The 21,097-nt window shown below is 61.6% G+C and carries 2 protein-coding genes; both read right to left on the bottom strand.

What is annotated here, in order from left to right:
• Positions 1 to 36: 36 nt before the first annotated feature.
• On the bottom strand, positions 37 to 7,809 hold the full coding sequence (locus EDE08_RS08080; RefSeq protein ID WP_131868428.1) for a hypothetical protein: 7,773 nt from the start codon (positions 7,807 to 7,809) through the stop codon (positions 37 to 39).
• 2 nt (positions 7,810 to 7,811) lie between these two features.
• Entirely contained in the window at positions 7,812 to 20,066 is a 12,255-nt protein-coding gene (locus EDE08_RS08085) for a hypothetical protein (protein ID WP_131868429.1), read from the bottom strand.
• Positions 20,067 to 21,097: the final 1,031 nt, after the last annotated feature.

Here is a 21,097-nt window from a genome sequence, read left to right on the forward strand (position 1 = left end):
CGACCTACGAACTCGAATAGGAAATCGCGGCTACAGCTACTCAACCAGCTCGAAATCATCTTTCTTATCCGGCACCTGGCCGCCGCCGGTCCGATCAACCTTTACGAGGAAGGCGAACGGCTCCTTCGCTGCTGGCGATTTGGTGACCGTGAACGGCCACAGAAACAGCCCGCGCCGACGCACGTGTCCTGCAACCAGATCATGGAACAGGTCCGGGAACTCGATGCGCTGCGGCAAAGGCGCAGTGGCGAACAGGGCCGTGCCGATACTGCTTCCGTCATGCAGCGTTGCAAGGCCATAGGTCGCGGCGGGCGGGGCGAGTACCGGCTCGGCCACGATGCCGACATCGACGCTCAGGAAATCATTCGGATTGTCGACTTTCAACACGCTCACGCGCAGTCGATCGCCGGCTGCGATCCGGGCCGTTTCGCCGCCAGCTTCCCGCAACGTACTGATGGCGATCGCGTAGGCGGCCTTTGCCGTCCCCAGCTCATAGCGCGGCGTAGGTGGATCCGTAGCGTCCATCGCCTTTGTCGCAGTGAGACGCAATGGACGCGCCGGCGTGCTGTCGCCGGGAATGAGCTCGAAGGCGACTGCCCAGCCAGTCGGAACTGCAATTGGATTCTCCTGTCCATTTTTTGGAGTCTCGCGGCTCCAGAACGCGAAAAAGACGGTGGATGTCAGGTCGTATTCCGCACGGTCAAGCGCGAGTACGTGCGGAATGTCGCTGAAGGCGCGAAGGTCGTTCTTTGCCGGGCTACCCAGCTCGCGGTCATAGGCGGGATCGCCAAAGGCAAGCGTCAGCGTGTGAAGTGGCAGCCAGCGCTCGCGCATCGGCGCATGCCCAAGCTCCAGCGTAAGAACGGATGGTGGACCGGCCCGCAGGGATTGCGCGTCGTCCGTGTCGAGAGAGATCTCGCCGTTTTCCGGTGGGGCCGGGTCGTTGTCGTCTGGTCCCATGGGCGCGTATCCGCTCATGGTGAAGCTGACGCGAGTGTCGGCTGTTGCATCCGAAAGTGCCACCAGCACGGCATTGCGCGCAGCATCGAAGCTTTCTTTGCTACTTCCCACGGCAAATAGGAGCAGCGTCCCGTCCGCGCTCGTGCTCCACTTCATTGAGTCGAACACGACCCGTGTACTGCCCACTGTAAGGGATGCCTGGACTTTGGATTTCGTCGCTGCGTTTTGTAGGAGCCCGACGCGCGCGGCCGCAACCTGCGTCGGCACCGGCGGCTGACCGGTCACCAGCAGTCCGATGGTCCCATCCCATTGCTCAGCAGTGAGCCAGCCGTTCTCCGGCCTCGTTGGCGTAATTATCACTCCGCGTAAAATCGAGAGATCGTTTTCCTTGTGCTCGTACCGTAAGACGACGGCCGGTCCATCGATCAGCTTCGATTTCCTGCTGTAAAATGGCGCTTGTGTAGCTTCACTCATTAGGAAGGTGCGGCGGCGCAGCTCCAGCGCGTCCTCCTCGCGCAGGTTGGATGAGCGCGGGGTTCGCAACTGGCGCGTGATCACCGGCCCGCGCGAGGAGGGGCGGCCGAAGCGCTGGAACTCCTTGTCGAATGGGAGACTAGCATAAGTGAGTGTCACGCCTTCATGCTGCGTGAGCAGCACGCCCGGCCGCCAGCCAGTGAACGTCGTCTCGATCTGGCCGGGCAGCATGGGTGCGAGTTTCGCGCGGTCTTTGGGATCAACATCTTTTTCATCGATGTCCTCCTGGATGCGAGCCTTCGCAAAGGCGGCCTGAAGCGCGCCTGGCGTGGGCGCGCGGGTGCGCGGAGGTACGAGCACGGAGGCCCGGTCCGATGGCGAACGCAGATTCCGCGCGGCGCGTCGGCGGAATGCCAACCGCTGGCCCATGGACAGGAAAGCCGCTTCGCTCAGTTCCTCCGCGCCGCTGTCCCAGGCCACTGCAGGCCAAGCGGTGCTGTGCACGCGGCCAGCCCAGGCGAGCTCTTCATTGCGGCGGACTTCCTCGTCTCCGAGTCGTGGCTGCACCTTGGCAAGTTCTTCGCCGCGCGCGAAATCAGGCCAGCCGAGTGCTGGTGAGGCGTAGATCGTGTCCTCGAGACGGCGCAGCACCCGCGAGCGCCCCATCAGAATGGCCGGCTTCTGTTGTGTGGCGAGCCAGTGCACGTGGGGCGGAGGGAGCATCGCGTCGCCGACGCTCGGTCCGACCGCCAGGGACCCGATGCGCGGTCCGACATCCAGAGCCTGCCGGAGCCCGTCAGCGGTCGTGGCTTCGGTGCCGCGAATGCTAAGATAGGTTTCGTCGACGCGCGCTAGCAGCACCGCGCGCGGATTGGCGCTGAGCCCGAGCGCGCGCAGGCTGGCGGAGGCACGCTGTTCAGACGAGGACACAAGCTCGTCGTCGCCCGGATTGACGAGCGTGCGTGCCAGTGGGGCGGGCAGGATTTCGGTGCGCACACGGCGCTCGTCGGCAACGATCAGGGTGACTGCCGGCGCTGGCGTGTCGAGCGGCGACACGCCTTGGGGCCATGCGGTGACGGCGAACCGAAATTCGGAAACGTCTTGATGGGATTGCGGCACGACAACACTGATGCGCTGGACGAAGTCCCGCGGTGGCTTCTCCTTCTTTAAGAATTCTGCGAAGGCGGTCGCGACAGCATCGAGTGCCAGCAGCGTGCGCACGAACAGCGGACGCTGAAGCCAGCCGGGTGCCGAAGCCTCGTCTCCATCGTATCTCAGGAAGGCTTGATCGACGGCGATTGTGGATTCGACGCGAGCGGTTGGCACACCCATCGCGGCAGCAAGCCGCCCCTCGATCAGGCTTTGCGTGCCGTCCTGTGCGGCAAAGGCGAAAGGCCGTCTTTCGTGCAGCGGTTTCGGCTGGCCCGTGGCAGCGTCATAGGCCGCAATCTCAAAAATGCGTTCCGCGGCATCCACTTGTGGGATTGCAGTCAGAGGGCCGAGATCCATGATCTCATCCCTGGCGCCCCAGCGCAGGATCCACTGCGGTGTCAAGGTGACGCCGATATCCGTTTTTTTGTCCACTGTCTCTAGCGATTCGGTTGTTACCACTGCTGTGGTCACGGCGCCTGCGAGAACGAGCGTATCTGGAGGCGTGGATTCAATGCCGCCATGACAGTCGTTTATGGCTCTCAGCATGGTCCGGACCGGAAACCCCGCGTTGGCAAGGGTGCGGCGGATTACGCCTGCGATCCGGGCCTCCGAATCGCTACCCTTATAGCGGGCCATGAAGGCGTAGCGCTCGTCGGCGCCCGGTGGATCGCAGTCGATGGCGGCCTCGGCCGCCAGCTCGCTCATATCGACGAGGCAAAGCTCGTCGATTGAGCTCCATGCGAGCTTTTCGGAGGCTTGCTGCGTGCCTTCAAGCGTCGGCCATGCACCTTGGAAGGGTTCGAGCACATGATCGCAGAGCGCACGGAAGCGCCATGGCTTTTTCAGCACGAACTCTTCTTGGCCGCCCGCCTTTATGGCGATCCCGAGCAGCTCGGCGACCGGAAGCTCGTGAGCCGACAGGCGCGGTCGCACCTGGTGTCTCAGGACTAGGCCGTTGTCGCGCGCATGCATGACGAGATACTTCGTCCAATCCTTCTTCCTGTTTGGATCTGGATCGAAAGAAATCGACCCTGGAGTTTTCACCTTCGTCGGCGGCCTTGTATCACTGATGCGCGCGCAGCCGACCGGCCATGACATTGCACTGATGTCCATGCGGCTGGCAGTGAAATCGGCGTCGAGCATAAAGCGTGACGTCCATTGTGGCGCCGCATCCGGCTTCGAGTCCTCGGGCATACTGGCGGCGTGACGATGTCGGATAGCGGTCACACGCTGCGGCGACGAGCTGCGGGAAGCATCGAAGGCGAACTCGGAAAAAGCGGATCCCAAGAGAGGATGGGGCCATGTGGTGGACGGCCCGTCCGAACGGAAAACCAGCGCGGCCGTACCGCGGAGCCGGCCGGCTGGCAAATAAAAGCCGCGGAACAATGTTTGATTTTCGGCGAGATCATCGTCGAGGCTGATCGTGACCACGCCCATCTCGTGATCAATACTGACCGTGGCCTGCTTCTTGACATCGAACCAACGTAACTCCTGTTTCTCGAAGTCAATCGTGAATGCGGTCGGCGCGTCCTTTGCGTCGTTGAGAGGCGCGACAATGCGTCCCTTTGCGATCGTGAACGTCAGCTCTTCGGCGGTCCAGCTCAGCCTGAGCAAACTCAGACGCAGGACGTCATCGAGCACCACCGGCGACTTAAACGAGGCGAGCAGCGCTTGGTCAACGAAACGCGCGTCCGTGCTCTCAAGATCGCAGGTCTGTCCGAACAGACGAGTTCTCAGCTTCGCCGCTATGATATCAACGCCGCCGCGGTCGGCCTTGAGCTTGAATTCAAAGGTGATGGGAAGGCTTTCCTGGTCGCCCTGATGGGCGTTCGCCTGGCCGGCAACTACGAGCGGCTTTTGAGAGCTCACGAACGCGCCGCCGCTGTCGAGCTTCACGCGCTGGCAGTTGTCGAGAATCAGCTCGCCGCCAGTAGGGCGCTTGAAAGTCAGGCGCAGTAGGTTTCCCGTGCGATAGGCGTTGTCAGGCCCGAAAGGTCCGTCCGAAGGCTTCTCCTGTGTCTCCTTCGGTGGCTCGTCTGCGATCTGCACCGTCACCAGGACCTGCAACTCCGTAACCGTACCGTTTGCGTCGAGATCGACTTTGAGTAGCCTCAGCGGACGCGCGGCCAGCGGGCCGGCGAGGATGAAATCGTATTGGCGGCGGTCCTCTTGAAACATGCGCCATTCGTACAGGGATCTCGCTAGTCGCTCCCGGTTGAGCGCGGCGGGGTCCGGGCCGAGGCCGGTCTCAAGCCCGCCAGAGAGATCGAAGGAAAGATTTCGACCACTTTTCTTGAGCGGCAGATCGCGGAACCAGAACTGCAATTCGCTGCCACCAAGGGTCAGTGCCTCTGCCTTGCGGAGCGTTGCGAGCAAGAGCGACTGATCAGCTGGCGCGCTGAAGAGCCTGATGTTGCGACCGGTATAGTTCTGCTTCTGCTCTGGCTCTCGTGAGAGCGCCATCCCCCGCGTGTCGCGCAGATGGTCGCTGTCGGGGTGAGCGAAGGAGGATACCGCAAACCCGCTCACCTTCACGATTCCTTTCTCGTCCGGCACGAGCTTACCGGCATCGATCTTGAAATTATCGGAGAGCCCACGCAGCGCCTTGGTGCCGAAGTACCAGTCTTGATCATTTTCCTTGAAGCGATACGCTCCGAGATAGGCACTCATGCCATTGGTCGCGCTAGCGAACTCGAAAACAGGCGGGGTCCACACATAGGGCTCGACCAGCCCTTGCACGACGACGTTCTGGTTCTTTTCTGTCAGATGAAACAGCGCGATCCTGTTCTTCCCGTCGACCACTTGCTCCCGTGACACGACTCGATCCGCTTCTGTGCGGGCGCGCGCAAGGCGCCGCGCATTGGCAAGCCACACTCCGGCAAGCCGCGCTGGTTCAAGGGCCGTCGGCGGCAGTTCTCGTTTTGGAGTCCCCTTGGTGCTCGCTTCGTCCTTCGCAGCCGGTTTATTAGCGTCGACAGGGGACTTGCTCTCGGGCTCCTTGGCGTTTGCGAAGAGTTCGTCGAGAAGGGGCAGATCGTAGCGCAGCGACACGCGCAGCGCCTCTTTGAAAGTCGCAGCTCCTTCCGCCAACGTGCACTCCACCCCCGGCAGGGTGAGCGAGGCCATCGCGACACCTGCCTCCTCCTGGGGTGAAGATGGGTATGGCCGCGCGCTGACCGCCCAGAGCGGCGGCCATGGCCAGCGCCAGGTGCCGCGGCCGAAGAAGATCAGCTTCGGCGCGGCGCTGACGCGAGGCAGCCGTCCCCCCTTGAAGGACAGAACCAGGTCTCCTGTGCCAGTGACCTCCATCGGGATCAGCTCGCGCGTGGAGGACGGCACGGCGGAATTTTCGGCCGTCCGCGTCATCGCAACCGACGACACCAGCGCTAGGCGCGGATGTGGTTGCCAGACCAGCAGCGGAAATCCGTTCACATCGGGGTCTGGTAACGGCAGCTTGAAACGGATCTCCTTGTTGCTCGCGAAATCGACTTCGGTGGTCCAGTTTTTCTTTGCGCCGGTCTGGCCGAATGCGATAGGGACGCTAATCAGAGACGCCGGGCCTGCATCGCGGGGCGGCAGGATCTCGAGCGGCGAGGGGCTTGCAGCACCGGCCCACAATGCTCCGTCAAGCTCGCCAACTGCGTCGTCGACGATGACCTCGATGGTGCGCTTCAACGTCGTGTCAAGTGGCTGCTCCCACTGGATCTTGGCCGTCACGACCCTGGCCATCGTGATGCCAAGTCCGATCAAACTTGCGGGGCTGCTACCAGCCTGATCGGGCAGGACGAACCGTATCTCACCCCGGAATGCGGAGCTTGAGAGGACAGGCACCGCTCGCTGTGGCTCTGCCGGTAGCGGTTTTTCCGGTAGTGGCAGTTGCACATAACCTCGCTCGAGCGCGATGAAGGCGCAGGGCGGCCGTGTGTCCGCGGCGATTGCACCGGAGGCGCCCCATGCGCGCCCGAGCCGACGGGCCAGCGGCTCGACCTCGACGAGGCCCGAGAAGTTCGTGACCTTGATCGCATCGGGATCCAGGCCCTTGTCGGCACCGCCGGACGTCTCCCAGCTCAGTGTCACATCTGGCGCGTCGACCGAGGCCGGAGCGCCTTTCGCGTTGGACGTAACCTCAAGCTCCACAGGTTTGGCCTCGAGGCGGCTCTTCAGTTTGGCGTTGTGGCTGACCAGCTCAGCGGTCCCCGCGATTCCGCCACCGAGATCCTCGCGGCTGAGCACGAAAATCCGGACGCTTTCCGCGCGCAGCTGAACCGCCGGGATCTCGTCTGGCTCCCCGCAAGTGTATATCGGCCCGGCCGGACTATTTTGGAAAGTGAGCGGCCACGACAGCGGCGGCACCGCAAGCGCGTCGATCTGCAGGAGGAGGCAGCCGCGCCGACGCGACAGGTCCCTCGCCATCCAGGATAGCCCTTCAGCAAGCTTTGCGAGCGCTGCCGGATGTCCGCCGACCAGATCCAGGCGCAGGCCAACTGTTTTGTCGAGTTGATGAAAGGCAACGAGGCGCACGCGTAATTCTAATAGATCGCCAGTAGACGTGCCGAACGGGTTGGGAACCTGGAGCTCGAGCTCCACGCCGTCGGCAACAAAGTCGAAAGCGATGGCTTCGCGAATTCTTGGGCGACGGCCGAGCTTCTCCGTCGTCTTGGTCTTCTGAATCCGGAGATTGCCGAGGATACTTGCCGTCTGATCCCTGCTGCTGCCCCAGTCTATGGACAACAGGCGCTTGATGTCATCGCTTTGGTAGTCGCGTGCGCAGCCAAGTGCGATTCGGCCGCTCGTCGCCCGCATCGTTGGCGCAGCGAGTGGTTCGTTCGGGTTAAACCCGGTCTGATTTGGCGGCCATGGCGAGGCGGGAACGACGCGCAGGTCGGAGTAGCGTCCGGTCATCTCTTTGGTTAGGAAAGGGGTGAACGCGGCGCCGCGGATGGTCGCAACTTGCTTCGGGGGATGGTAGTTGCGAGGTGTCACCGCCGCGGCCAGCATCAGCGGCGAGTGAAACGTGACTTTTGCCTCGCCGGCGACGGGAAATTTCTCCGGCTCCGCCCGCTGCACCAGCAGCCGGATCGAGTGGTTTTTCACGAGCGGAGGATCGGAACGCGCCTTCAACGGATGGCCGAGCTCGACGACCGCGCTCCACAGCCGCATCGTGCCCTCGAACGGCGGCCCTTCGATCTCGATTTCGCGGAATTCGAGCATGGATTCCGCCATGGTCAGGGCCCTCCGTTCGCGCGCACGATGTCGTCTTCCTGTGGCACCGCTATGCCGCGGTAGATCTTGATCTTGGGCTTGCGACAGACGCCAAAGATCTGCGCCGCGATCTGCTCATCGACAAAGCGCTCCAGGTCCTGCTGGATGGCGGCGTCGGTCACCACCGCGGCAATCGCGCTCATGATGCGCTCGCGCTCCGTCCCAATCGGCGCCTTTCTTAGGACGAGAGAAACCGGCCGCCATTTCTCCGGTTCGGGCGCAGCTAGCGCAGCGAGAGCATCGACGACCGCTTGCTTGCCGAGGGCTGTTCCAGGCAGGTGAACTACGATTTCCGTAGCCCCCTTGAGCAGCGCGCTTTCCTCGGCCTTGGCGAGATCGAGAGTGGCCGTGGCCGTGAACTGCTCGGCCTCGATTGCTTCAAGCAGTGAGCGAACTTTGCTCTCCGTGTCGCCGCCCGGGGTGATCGTGAGTGTGGCAGCGGCAACGACGTCGCAGCAATCGGGCCAGAGGCGCGCGCCCCCAAGATCCTTGGAGAGCGCCACCTTGAGCGCTGCGGCGCCGCGTTCGTCCGCATCGAGCGAAGTGGTAAACGGCGGATAATTCAAGTGCCACTCGGCGCGGTCTTTTTGCGTCGCGTAGACGCGGCGCATCCCCGCCCGCATCGGCGTGGCGATCTCGGACTGGAACAAGGCCGGATCGTAGGCCGCATCGTGGTTGCTCGGGATCAGCTGCTTGAGTGTATCGCGTTGCGTGATGCCAAATTGAGCCGATGTCGGCCAGCCCCACGATTCGCCGACTGCTTGAACGATATGCACGCCAGCTGGACGGCCGGTTTCGAGCCGCGGCAAGCCGGCAGGGAATGCATCGACCGGAAGCTCCGTCGGGGGCGGCGTGGTGCCAGTCGTGCCTGCCCAGTCGTCGAGGAATTGGCGGATCTTCTCTGCCATCGGGTTCGCCGCGTAGAGCTGGAAGATGTCGCGCCAGACTTTCACATTGGCCTGGAAGGTCGGCCAGTGCGGATTCGTGTTCGGGACCGCATCGACCTTTACCACTACCTGCGCGGTCGGTGCCACCATAGGCCACGCCTCGCCGGCTGCGAATGCGCTTGACGGAAGCTCGAACAGCGCAAAGTTTTTCGTGTCGATCGCGGGCGCAAAGAGCACATCAGCCGGTGGATCCGGTGCCTTGAGTTTCGCTCTTACGAAGAGCTTCCACCAGGGGACAGCGTCAGCCTGTCTTGCCGGAAGGTCTGGCACCGCTTCCGCAGCCTCGAACAGGGGCCCGACTACGTTGACGCGGTACCGCGACTTCGGTCCATTGCCTTTCCGCTGTTCCCCGATTAGGTCGAGTTCGACCGAACTGGCGGCAAGTCCTGCGCGGTCTGGCGTGATCATGCGCAACTCGTAGCGTGCCACCTGATCGGGCAGGGTGAAGACTTCCTGGATTTGGCCAGCTTTCAGCCAGATCTGTCGAGAGTCCTCAGGCATGCCGTCCACGAAGCGCACCAGCGGGAGCCGGAAGATTGCCCAAACGCCGTCATTGTCGCGCGTCACATCCCATTGCGGCACGTCGGTGAGCGCGCCAAACACCTTGGTGTGCCATGGCAGGTTAAGATTGTAGTGACCCTCTTCCACGGTCGCCACGACCGGATCCGATACAACGACGCCCGCGGAGGCGAAGGCTACCAAATGGGAGCGGAAGAAGAACGGCAGTGCTTCGCTGCGCAACCCGCGCAGCGCGCGCCAACCATCGGTGTACCGGCCCGGGACCCTGCCATCTATCGTCCTGCTCTCTGCGAGTCCGCCGAACTGGTCGGAGGTGGTTACAAGGGCCATTGGTTCAGGCACCGGCGTCCAATCGCCGAACTTAGCGGCGGTGTCGATGTCGGGTGCAATGTCCCGCGCCCAGCGCTGTGTCGGAAACTCGCGGAAAAATCCATACGACACACTCTCAAAGGATAGCGCACCCTCGACCTGCACGTTTGCCTCCGACATGACCTCCTCAGGATGCGCGGCAAATAGGAATTCGAGCAGTCGCCGCGTGCTTTGCGCGGCTGGCGGAATGATCTGGATCTTCTCCTCCGGCGCAATCTCGATGCGCTTGCCGTCGAGCAGCACAGGTGGGGCGATCGGCTCGGTGCGGGGAATTTCGATGTCGAAAAACCGGAGATCCCAGCTCTGCTCTAACTTTTGCTGTATGTCGCCGACAGCCTCCGATGAATCGATCCAGACACCGGTGAGCTTGGGCGGCTCTGCTGACGCTTGTGGATTGGCCGCCTGCCACAGTGCCTCGGCGAAGGCGTCGTAGCGTCCGAAGGGCTTGACAGCGTAGCGTTTGAGGCGCCGCTTGCGGTCCTTGTGTGTGAACAGCACCTCCATCGTCCCATCTTCGTTTACGCCAACGCGCCACGGATCGGGACGGGTCACCTCGGCAATAGCGAAATGTGGCTCGGCCGGGTCGATGTTGTCCTGTGGCTGCTTCGGAAGCGCCGGGCCATGTTCGATGAAACGGCGTGTCCACTCGGGGATGCGAGCGATGAGGGCCGCTTCACCCTCGGGCTTTGGCCATCCTTCGGGCCAGCGACGCAGGCAGTAGGCTCGCAGGGTATCGATGTTGCGCAGCACCTCGTCGTGGCCGAGTGGCGCGGTCTTGCCGTCGGCTATCGTCCGCGTTGTCAGCGCGCTGAAGCGCAGGGTGCTGATCTCGGTGAACAGCCCGAACGGCTCCGCAAGAACCTTCTCCACTTTGCCCGTCTTGTGTTGGGGGAAACGGAGCGCGTCGACTGTGCCGTTCACAACCCACTTGACCGTACCGTCCTGCACCCACATGTCTGGACTGAAGATCTTGTGCGCGTTGCCCTTGGTGACGATGACGCGCGCCAGTGCCACAGGCCTGTCATTGCGGCTCGGGCCGGTCTCGATGCTGTACAGTTCACCGGCACCGTCGAACAGTGCCTCGCGTACCGTCTTTTGAGGCCCCTTCGGATCTGGCTGCTTCTTGACAATTGTGAAGGAGGGAGGCTTCGCGAGCCCTGTCGTCAAGTCGAGTATATCCACAACCGCGAATACGTCATCTGGAAGCGCGATATTTTCCAGTGTGATTGTGGTTGGGTTCTCCTTATCGCTTGCTGAGATGACGAAATAGGCGACCGGATTGTCGACCAGATTGCCGACTTTCATTTGACCATCTGCGCCCCAGCCACGGCTGATGCGGTCGACCAGAGGACGCAGCGAGATCTGGGTCAACGCCAATGCATCATTCTCGAGAAAGTTCTCAAGGTCGTCCGCGTTGAAGGCAGGCGCGCCTCCGTCGAACGAGGCGACTGAAGTCGTACCGCCAGCGCGCGAGATGACGTCCACGAAGGGTTGCCCATAGGGCACGAAGCCGTAGCGAGGCAGCGTTTTCTTGAACGCCTCCTGCAGTCGTCGCAGGACTTCTTTGCCGGTGAGGTACTCGCGTGTTTCGGTGTCGTAGAGTTTCAACCCTGCTGCGAGCCCGAGCGTACGCAGGATCCCCCAGCCATACGGGTCTCGCTCGGCCGGTGTGTCGTCGAACCAGGCTGAGACGTCCTTTGCATTGGTCTGTGGGGCCGGCTCGAGCACGGGTTCGTAGCGGCGATAGAAGGAGCGCGCGAGCTCCTCTCCTTGCGCAAGTGCGAGGCCGTCGATCTCGAATGTTTCCATAAACTCGGTCAGACCCTGGTTCAGCTGCACTGTGAGTTTTGCAGAGGGAGGGTTTTCCTTGATCTTTTCACGCGCCTTCTTGTCGAGACGAACCGCCAGCCGACCCGCGGCGCAGACAATGTCGTGTACAATCGCACTTTTCGGGTCCGCCGCGTCGGGTCCGGGCGTGAAGAAGCGGAAGTTGCGACCCTCGAAGTTGGCAGCGCCTTTCGAGACGAAGCCGAGTAGCGGTTCGGCAACTACGGCGTTTGCCGGCCATTCAAGCGAGAACGTTGCGGTGCCGCCCTCGGAAGTCAGCTTTTCTTTAAGCCACGCGCAAAGCGACCCCTTGAGCCGAAGTGGCACATAGGGTGAGAAGCGTTCCTGCACCTGATCATAGCGAACCCAATCGATGACGTCGGCGAGTACCGGGTGCAGCGGTGGATCGAGATCGATCGTCCATTCTGCGCTTACCGGCTCCTTGCGGTCTGACCTCGCCTCGATCTTGAGGCGTGCAGCACGGAACGCAGCCGGTTCATCGGAGAAGTCCTTCCGGATAGCGCTGGAATTGCTGTCCCACACCAGGTCCTGTAGGAGTGAGCGTATATCACGCACCGATTTCGGAGCCAGGAAGCCATCAGCGGGCTGGGGCGCGTTGTCCAAGAAACGGCGGATGACTGGTGTCAGAGTGACGGGCTTGCCTTGAGCATCTAGCCTCGAGAGCGGGATGGTGAGTGTAACGAAAATTGTCTTCGGCCGGCCCTTGGACAGGAGTTCTGCCAGGACTGGCTCGTCCACACTGATGGAGAGCGAACGGCGCGGCGTGTGTTGCGGCCAGACGATGAATGACTCGGCCGGCGAGAACCAGGACGCTCGACGGCTGCTTCCTGCATTGGCAAGTCGCCAGCTTTCACTGGGATACTGCGCCTCGAGCCTGGCGAAGTCGTCGATCTCAGCCGGTTCAAGGGCGCGAAGTGATGGCGGCAAAGCCTGGACCCGCGCCACATGCTTGGCCGCGTCGTTGCGGATGAAGGCGAAGATGATCCGGTCGTTCCTCGAAAAACTGCCGGCACCTCCTTTGAGAGCGACCGAAAGAGTGTGGTAGCCTGCGTACCGCGAGCTTCCGAGAAGATCGAACAGCATCCATTGGTCCGGAATGCCATCCTTGACCAAGCGAATCTGACCTTTGATCTGCTCTCGTGACGCAGCGAGTTCGTCCAGTACCCTAGCCCGATCTTTGCCCGCGACGTCCTTGATCGATACGTGGATCTCGTACGGCCTATCGCCGGCTCCTAGCTTCAAGAATCCGGAGCCCGGATCGCCCGTGTTGCCCGCCTTGAACTTGTAGACTATCGCGGCAGCTTCGGGTGCGCTGGTGGCGCCCTCGACTTCGCCTGCTGCGTCGACCTCAAAGACATCGAATCCGCCGAAATAGGCACCTAGCTTCCGCGCGCTTCGGCGGTCGACGGTCTTGCCATCGATCGTATCATGGTCGATCGGGTCCGAACTTGCCGGCTGCGCGTTCCATTGCAGGCGCGTCGCCACCCGTCGGCTGCCGTCGCGCACGGGGATTATCGGCTTTGATGTCCCATCAATCAGTTCGGCCAACCGCGCTGTGGGGTTTGGTTGGAGCACAAGCACGCGCCCGGCATCTCCGCCGAGGTCCTCGGATATCAGTGGCGCCGACGACATCGTGACCGGGTGCTCGAAGATCTCGACCGGGACGCCGACGGCCGGCAGCTTCTTTGGCGGCACGTCCTGGCCTCTTTTTGCGAGATCGATAGGTGGATCGATCAGCAGTGTTATGTCGACTGGGCACCAGGGCGGCGGTTCCTCGTTGGCTTCGGCTAGCGGAGCAAGCGCGAACCGTACGCCGAGCGGACTCTCGATGCGAAGATCTGGCTTCCGGTCGACCCCGATCGCCTTTAGGAAGTTGTCCAGGCGCACCATTCTGAACTTGGCGTTCTCACTCTGAGAGATTGTTTGTGGATCGTCGTAGGACTCCTTCTTTTGGTCTGACGCAATCTCGAGCCTGAAATCCTCGTCGGTCGGCCGCTTCAGGGCAAAGTCTCCGGCCAACGGGCGGACGCGCGCATCGGTGACTGCGTCCGAGCCATAGAGTCCGGTGGCTAGTCCACGTTCATGGCGCACGCGCAGCATATAGATGCGCGTCTGCTTCGCCGTTGCTCCCACGTCGTCGAGCCCGAGCCTGATATCCGGCGTAGGCTGCGCGTCCGCGGTCACCTCGGCGAGCTCCTTCCGGTATTCGAAATGCATGACCGCGCGGCTCACGCCCTTTCGCGCTGGCGTGGCCTTCCGCACGGGTAGCCGCAGCTGCGCGGGCGGCCCCTCGGTTCCCGCGCAATCGATGGGTATCACGGTGTACTTCACATCGACGACCTCACCATCCTCCAGCGCCAGCGAGATCTCATCGATTGTTCCTTCAGCATTTGCTAGCGGGTTGGCGCCGAGTATCAGTGCGCGCGCTCTTGGTGTGAGATCGGCGAGGTCGTCCACGAACTGGGCTTTGCGGCGTCTGTAGCGCCATACGAAGGCTGCGGTCACTGCATCACGTCCAAGGTAAAGCGCGGCCGCAGATTTTGCGGTGATGCGCATTGGCTTCACGAGGCTCGTGGTGCTCTGTCTGGACGTAATGGTCCGCTCGAGGCGGTAGTGCTTCACGTTGAACTCGGGATCGTGCCAAATCCCCCGCGCGCGTTCGAATGGCGGCTCCAGATCCCAGTCCAGGCGAATGCCACCTGCGACGGCTTCGATTACGGGCTCGGCAAGTTTCGGCCCGAGCTGATCGAACATGCGCTCCGGCGGATTAAACAGATGTACGCTTTGATGTTCGGGGAGCGGATCAATTCCTGCGGTGTTGGCGACCAGGTCGAAATTGGCTCGCCGCGGCATGCCGTTGATGCCGGTCTTGAACAGCACGTCAATATCGGTTTCCTTGACTACGAACGCGAGGTCGAAGGAGCGCACGTCGAAGCCATCGCCGGCCGGATCGTCCCAGGCCTTCGGGCCGCCGACCGCGAGCTGCGCAGCCGAGTCACAGAGGGCGGCAATGGCCGCCGAGCGACGCTCTTCGATGTCATTTGTCGCACGATCCTCCACGCCCAGCGCGAGCTGGTCGAGGTTAGCTTCGGCCAACGCCTGGGCAGCAGCCTCGCGATTGTCGGGCAGCCGCTCGGCATCGGTCTCAATCCGCTTGGCTTTCGGTTCATGAAGGCTTTCGTCGCTGCGTTCAACGAAGCAGCTGCGCATGAAACCATTTTTCAAGTTGTCAGGCGGATCGATGAGTGGAATCGTTTCGCTGTCCTGACGGGCGACGACGGCGGCGGCATTGTATGAGAGTTGAACATCCTGAGTGGTCCATGTCTCATCCGGGTGCTTTCCGTCCCATCGCAGTCGCGTCAGGGTTACATCGCGGGCCAGCTTTAGGTTCTTGATGGTCAGCGCATCGGCCGAAGAGGCATCTGCGCCGTGCGGCGGGTAGAAAGTGCCGAGCAGGCGACCCTGCTTATCGTGGCGGGGGAGATCCTTCTCCTCCAGGCCGGTCTCGGAATGGTCCCGTGGCACGAACGTCATGACGTACTGCCGCTTGTCTGGTTCGCCGCCTGGCACCAAGAAGAGCATAGCCCAGTAGCCCGTCGCGCGCAGATCCTCACCCTGCGGCTCCAGGCCACCACCGACCGGTGCGACGTCTTCCTGCTTGTCCAGCGCCTCGTCGATCTTGTCGTCGGCCTCCGTGACCCCAGGCGCCCGTGGCAGCTCAGGCGCCGGCGGCGCCACGCCTTTCTCGGCATCCGGCGTAGCCACCGTGAGCCCGAGTTGGAGAAAACGTTCCACCCGAGCACGGGCGCCATCGAGCTTGTCGGCATTCAGCGAACAGCCGATACCGAGCCGCACTTGGCGACCGAAAGCGCCGACAACTACCGAGGCCGAGCCTCGCGCGGCGATCTGGTTGGTCCAGGCCGCGGCTTCCAGCGCGAGCGAGATGGTCAGCGACATCGAGAAGCCGACCTCGAGGCTTACCTGGACCAGGCCTGCTTTGAAGCGAAGCCACACTCTTACCTGCAGGCCGAGGGTCAGCTCGAAGGAGAGAGCGCCGTAGAACAGCGTATCGCTGGAGCGCGTGACCGACACATAGGCGATGAACTTCGCGTCGATAGCAAAGTCGGCGCGTGCCGTCACCGAGGCTCCAAAGGAGCGACCACCCACCTGGCCGCCGATAGTGGCATAGCCGTTAGCCTTGAACGCAATGCCAAACAGGAATGCGCCATCCTCGACCCGGTTGACGAGGCCGCCGCGGCAGTCGATCCGCAGCTCGCCATAGCTCTCGTGCCGCTCGAAGGTAAAGGCGAGCTCATAGGGCCAGCCGAACTCCTGATGAAAGAGTCCGGGCCGAATATAGGTGGTGGCCGACCAGCGGACATTCTTCATGGCTTCCATGAGCGGCTTCGGAAGCTGCGGGTGGGTGCCTTCCACGTCGCCTGTGCCGTCCGCGACCAGTCGGCTCAGGAACTCCCGTCGCGGCACCGAAAGATAGGCATAGCCGCGCAGTGTCGGATTATTGCGCCAGGTGTCGTTCGCGCTCGAGTCAACCCAGTCCGCGTAGTTGCGACAGAGCCAGAAGCGCGCGTTCATGAAAAAAGTGAGATCGCTGCGCAGCGCCGCGACGATGTCGAACAGCACCAGATTCGGTAGCTCCTTTTCGCCATCGGCGTCGTAGGAGCCCTCCGATGCTGTCGTGAGGGTGATCAGTCCACGCAAAGCAAGCGTCAGGCGATTGCCTTCAGCCTCGGGTTCCCACGAGCGGATCGAAGCGAGGTCGCCCTGGTATTTGGAGATGTCGTCCAGCACCTTGATCAGGCCCTTGACGTCTGTGACCTGGTCGGCGCGGTTGAAGGCGGCGAGCGTGAAGCGATAGCCGAAACCGAAACCGACTTCGCGCAGCCATATCGATCCCAGCGGGGTAGGAATCTCGATCGATAGCTTGTCCTTCTGGGCGTAGATGAAGAAGGCCTGGCGCGGTGGGCCGATTGTCTTCTGCTCTTCGTTCGTCTTCTGCAATTCCAGAAAACCCATCGCCGCGCTCATCGCGCCCCATCCCTTGATGGAGAGTTTGCCGGACGCAAGAAAGCCGCGTGCGGTGACGTCCTTCGGCAGGGCTCCGGGCCGGTACAGACTCGGCAGGGCTTCATCGACCGCAATTGCGGTGGCCTCAATTGATGCAGCACCGCCAAACCGCACACCGACGGTGAGACCATCGAAGCGGATCTGGGGCCGCCAGTCGCCCGGTTTGGCGGGTCCGATCCACATCTTGTGAAAATCGAATTTCGGACTGACGATGTCACCAGCCTCGACGAACTTGACTTGGCCGGAAATGGATAGCGCGGGTCTGCCGTCAAACGCCGGAGAGGCTGGATGGAAGCCAATGCCGCGCAGTTCGAAGGTGAACAGATTGAAGACGTTGAAGCGCTTCTTGGGCTCGATTGCGACTTGAAATTCGATCTTGTTGAGCAGCATCTTCGGATCGCGGGCGAGGGGCGCCTTGTCCAGCGTGATGGTGATGCTGCTGAGGTTCTTGAGCAGGCCGTCGGTGAATTCGCCCGGCTTCGGCTTGAACTGGGCGCTGCCAGTGAGCGTAAAGTAGAAGTGGTACCCGGCGCCCTTGTCTTCGAAATTGTGAAACTCGAGGCCGAGCGCCGTGATCGTCAGTGTAAAGCGGGTCGCGTGACAGACGATCGGATCGTTCGACTTGTCCAGCGTGGCTTCGGCACTTTGCACGATGAGCGATCCGCTGGCCCCGCGCCCCATGGAGATCGAAATCGTGGCATTGGCCTCTCCGACAAGCTCCGGCGGTAGCTGGCCGCTGCCCCTAATGGAGAAGGCTTGCACCTCGCTGCGCTTGATGGAGAGTCCGCCGCTATCGAACCGAAACGGCATGTCAACGCCGGCGAGCTGCACCGGCGTCTCGCGGTCAACCTTGGCGTTCAGGTCGAGACCCGCGCGAGATAGCCCCAGCTCATCTACACGGAAGACGATGCCACGCCCGCTGCTTGCGACCTTGCCATAGGAGAGATCAAGACGTGCACTATCGGCGAGCGCAAGCCGTGCGTCGCCCTTGGAGAAGTCGAGCTGGAAGAAATTGTATTTGTCTGGGGGAGTGCCTCCGGGTGGAGTGTTTTTGGGCAGGATTTCGCCGTTGAGTCCAAAAATGTTGAACTTGTTCTTGCCTCGCTCCCCCTCGATCGTGACCTTGTCGCCGCCCTCGACAGTGACCCTGAAATCCGTGAACCGAACCTTGATGACGAGCGGGAAGGCAACATCCGCCCCCTTGATTTTCAGGGTCGCATTGAGGCGAAGAGTAGCCTCGCCACCCCGAACCTCGGGATCTGCTGCTGTTACCTCAATCCATTGGCTCAGGCTGTCGGTGAACGAGCTGCCGTTCTGTCCCCCGCTTTGCAGGAAGGGCAGAAGCCGCTTTGTCGCATCACCGAACGCGACCGTGATCCCGAGCGACTTCCAATCCAACTGTTCTTCATAACTGATTGGCCCGTCGAGAAGTGATAGCCGCAGCCGATCCTCGTTGATCGGTGTGACCGTCGTCTTCAGGTGCTCGAAAAATGTCGGCTTTCCGCGTGAAAGGCGGATCAGGCTTAAGCCTTGCCCGACATTGCTCTGCTTGGCCGTGACCTGGATCAGGCGCTTTGTGGGGCGTACTCCCTGATCATCGGTTTCGCGGATGGCGTCGACGCCGACATCGCGTGCAAGCCAGAGGTCCGTCCCGATCGCGAATGGGTAGGCACTGCTGCCCGTGAGCGCCACCAGCGCGACATCGACGCCGCGGTCGAAATCGAGCACGAGTGCGGGCGTCCAATCGATAGGTAGTGAAATGTCGATTGCGGCCGTAGAAAAATCCAGGGTATCGGCCGCGCCTGGTGCCGCTTCCCAGGCCGGCGAAATGAGGATCTGGCGCAATGCATAGCTGCGCGCGTCGAGGCGGACCTCGATGATCAGGTGGGGATTGGAAGCCTCGAGCTTGCCGAACTTTTCGATGAGGGAGCGGATCGCGTCCGCGAGCGCCTCAAGCACCGCTTCCGCGATCCCAAGGAGCGCATCCACCGCGGCGCCAGCCTTGCGCGCCAGCCACCGTACCGCCGCAGCCAGCATGTCGGCGATGCGCTTAAGCAGGTTCAGGAGGCCAACATCAGGTCCGTCCGGCTTGGGGATCTTGATGCCACTGACCAGGCGGATCAGCTCCTTCGCCAGGTCGGCAGCGCCCTGCGCCGCTAGCGCAATCAGCTCGACCGGATAGGGCTCGACGATCTTCAGGGAGGTTAGCTTGCCTGCCGTCTTACCCGCGGCGCGATCGAAGGTTTGTTCGTAGGTCGCCGAAAAGCCGAGCAGGAGAGATGGATCGCTCTTGGCCCGTACCAGGACCCGCGGCAGGGTTAAGGTCGCGACCACATTGAGGTTGAGGTTCGCGGTGGCGAGATCGATCTCATCGTCGATCGTTAGGTTCACCGTCGACGGATCCACCTCGATTGTGAAGGGCAGAATATCCGGCCTGTCGATAAAGGCGCGCTGCAGATGCACCTGTGGCGGGTTCACTGCCGGCTTTAACTTTCCCGCGATATTCGCGCCTGCCGGCGAAAGCGAAAACTCAAAGTCCGTGAGGTCGGCTATCTCATCTCCGCCCGGATCGGTGACCAGCTTGCCTGTGTAGGGGCCTGCCGCCAGCGTGAGCGCCTGATTGTTCACAGCAAATGTCAGCTTGAGTTGCGGCTCGAATCTAAGAGGTGGGGCCGCACCCATCGCACCGGGCCAGGGTAGGTCCAGGCGCAGCAGTTTACCGATTCCGACCGACCCGAATTCGGGCCAGTCGAGTGTTTGCATTTTGATGCGTGGCCACTCGAAATCCAGCGCTGGGAAGCCTTTCACCGAGTCTATCTTGAGCGAGGGCAGCGCGTTCACCACGGCGCTACGCGTGACAGTCACCTCGACCCGCATGGCGGCGGCGCGCTCCTCGTTGGCAAGCCTGACCTGTCCCGCCGCTTCGATGCTTGCTGTCAAAATCACCGCATCGTCAGAAGGCGTGGGTTTCTGGTCGGCGTCGAGCAACGTCAGATCGATGGCGATGCGCGCGGTGACGGTACCGGAGAGCGCCAGCTCGTTGGTGCCGAGAAAGCCGCCGGCCGCCGCTCTGAGGTCGACCGAGCGATTGGCGAGGTAGTCGCGCAGTTCGTCCCTATCTTTTTCAAAATCGTTCAGGAGCTTGCGGGCTGTATCGATGGTCGCGGAGTCCTGGAGCAGCGCGTCCTGAACGGCCTTCCGGAGACGTTTGGCGTCGTCCTGGATTTCAGTCCATGTCATCAGCCTGTGTTCGGCTTTCCTGATAAGCTGCTCAGGAATTTTGACAGGCGTGATCTTGAATTCCCCGCGACCCACTTGGTTGCCGCCAGCATCCAAAACGGTAATGACGATCGCGTCCGCTGTGAATGTTCCGTCAATCGTGCTCGCATCGATGCTGACGCTAAAGCCATCGACAGCCTTGCGGGTGAACAGCTGAACTCGTCCGGCCATTGCTTCCGCCCCAATTCAACTCATACCCAATATGCTTTGGTAATGGCGCGCAGCCTGCAATTCTCATCCTCGGCAACGGCACCATTGCCGAAGTCTAAAAATGCATTGACGTCGCCGTGCCTAAAGGACCGGCGGTCGCAAGAAATCGAATTCCGTTTGCAATAGAACCTAGCGGCGGATGACCGGTGGACCACGCTGGCGTTGGGGCACTTTATGCGGGGTTGCTAAGGCAGCACTTGTGGTCGGTGCGAGGATCGGCCCGCACAGCAGCACTGCACTCGAAATCGAAAGCCATAAGTGCATGACTTCCCCCGACCAGCGTGCGTTCTACCCGAACGAGCATACGCCACAAGGGAATGCCGTCAAGCGAGACACTTGCGCGCAGCTAGTAGTCGTGCCACGCTGCGGAGGCAGCCTGCGGAGCGAATGATGCTATCGCTAGGACGAGGCCGGCAAAGAGCAAGCGGATCGCGACCACAGGCGAGCCTGCGAACGCCGCCCGCACCGATCGTGATGTCGATTGGAGCGCCGTCACTCGTGAGGCGACACAATGGTCGTTCAGCACCGGTCGAACTGATCTTATTGCCGCTCGGAACGTTTGCGGAGAGTCAGAAACGCGCGCTCCAATATAAGTGTCACGGCTCGCTATTTTGGACGATCAACTAGAACGGTGGTGTCCGATGACAGATTATGTTTTCGACCTGACAAGTAATGATAAGGCGTTAAAACTCAAACTAACCAAGGCTGGTACGGAAACGTGGACTGATCTGACGGTAAACGACAGTTGTCTCGCTATTCCAAGCGGTTTCGTTGATAGCTCTCACCCAGACAAGCTCATTTGTCATAGTGGTCCCCCCGACAATGACGCCGTAATTACATTGGATGGTGCGTCCTGGACAAGCAAGGTTCGCGACGAGGGGACTGCAGTCTGCGAGCTATGCAATATAGGCTGTCCAAACGATTGGGATTGGATACTCTCGTCAAAAAACTAGCTCTTTGTTCGCCTCGTCTTCGTGTTGGCGGCAGGCGAG

Origin of the sequence: Bradyrhizobium sp. R2.2-H (assembly GCF_004346455.1) — a bacterium.
Taxonomy (GTDB): Bacteria; Pseudomonadota; Alphaproteobacteria; order Rhizobiales; family Xanthobacteraceae; genus Bradyrhizobium; species Bradyrhizobium diversitatis.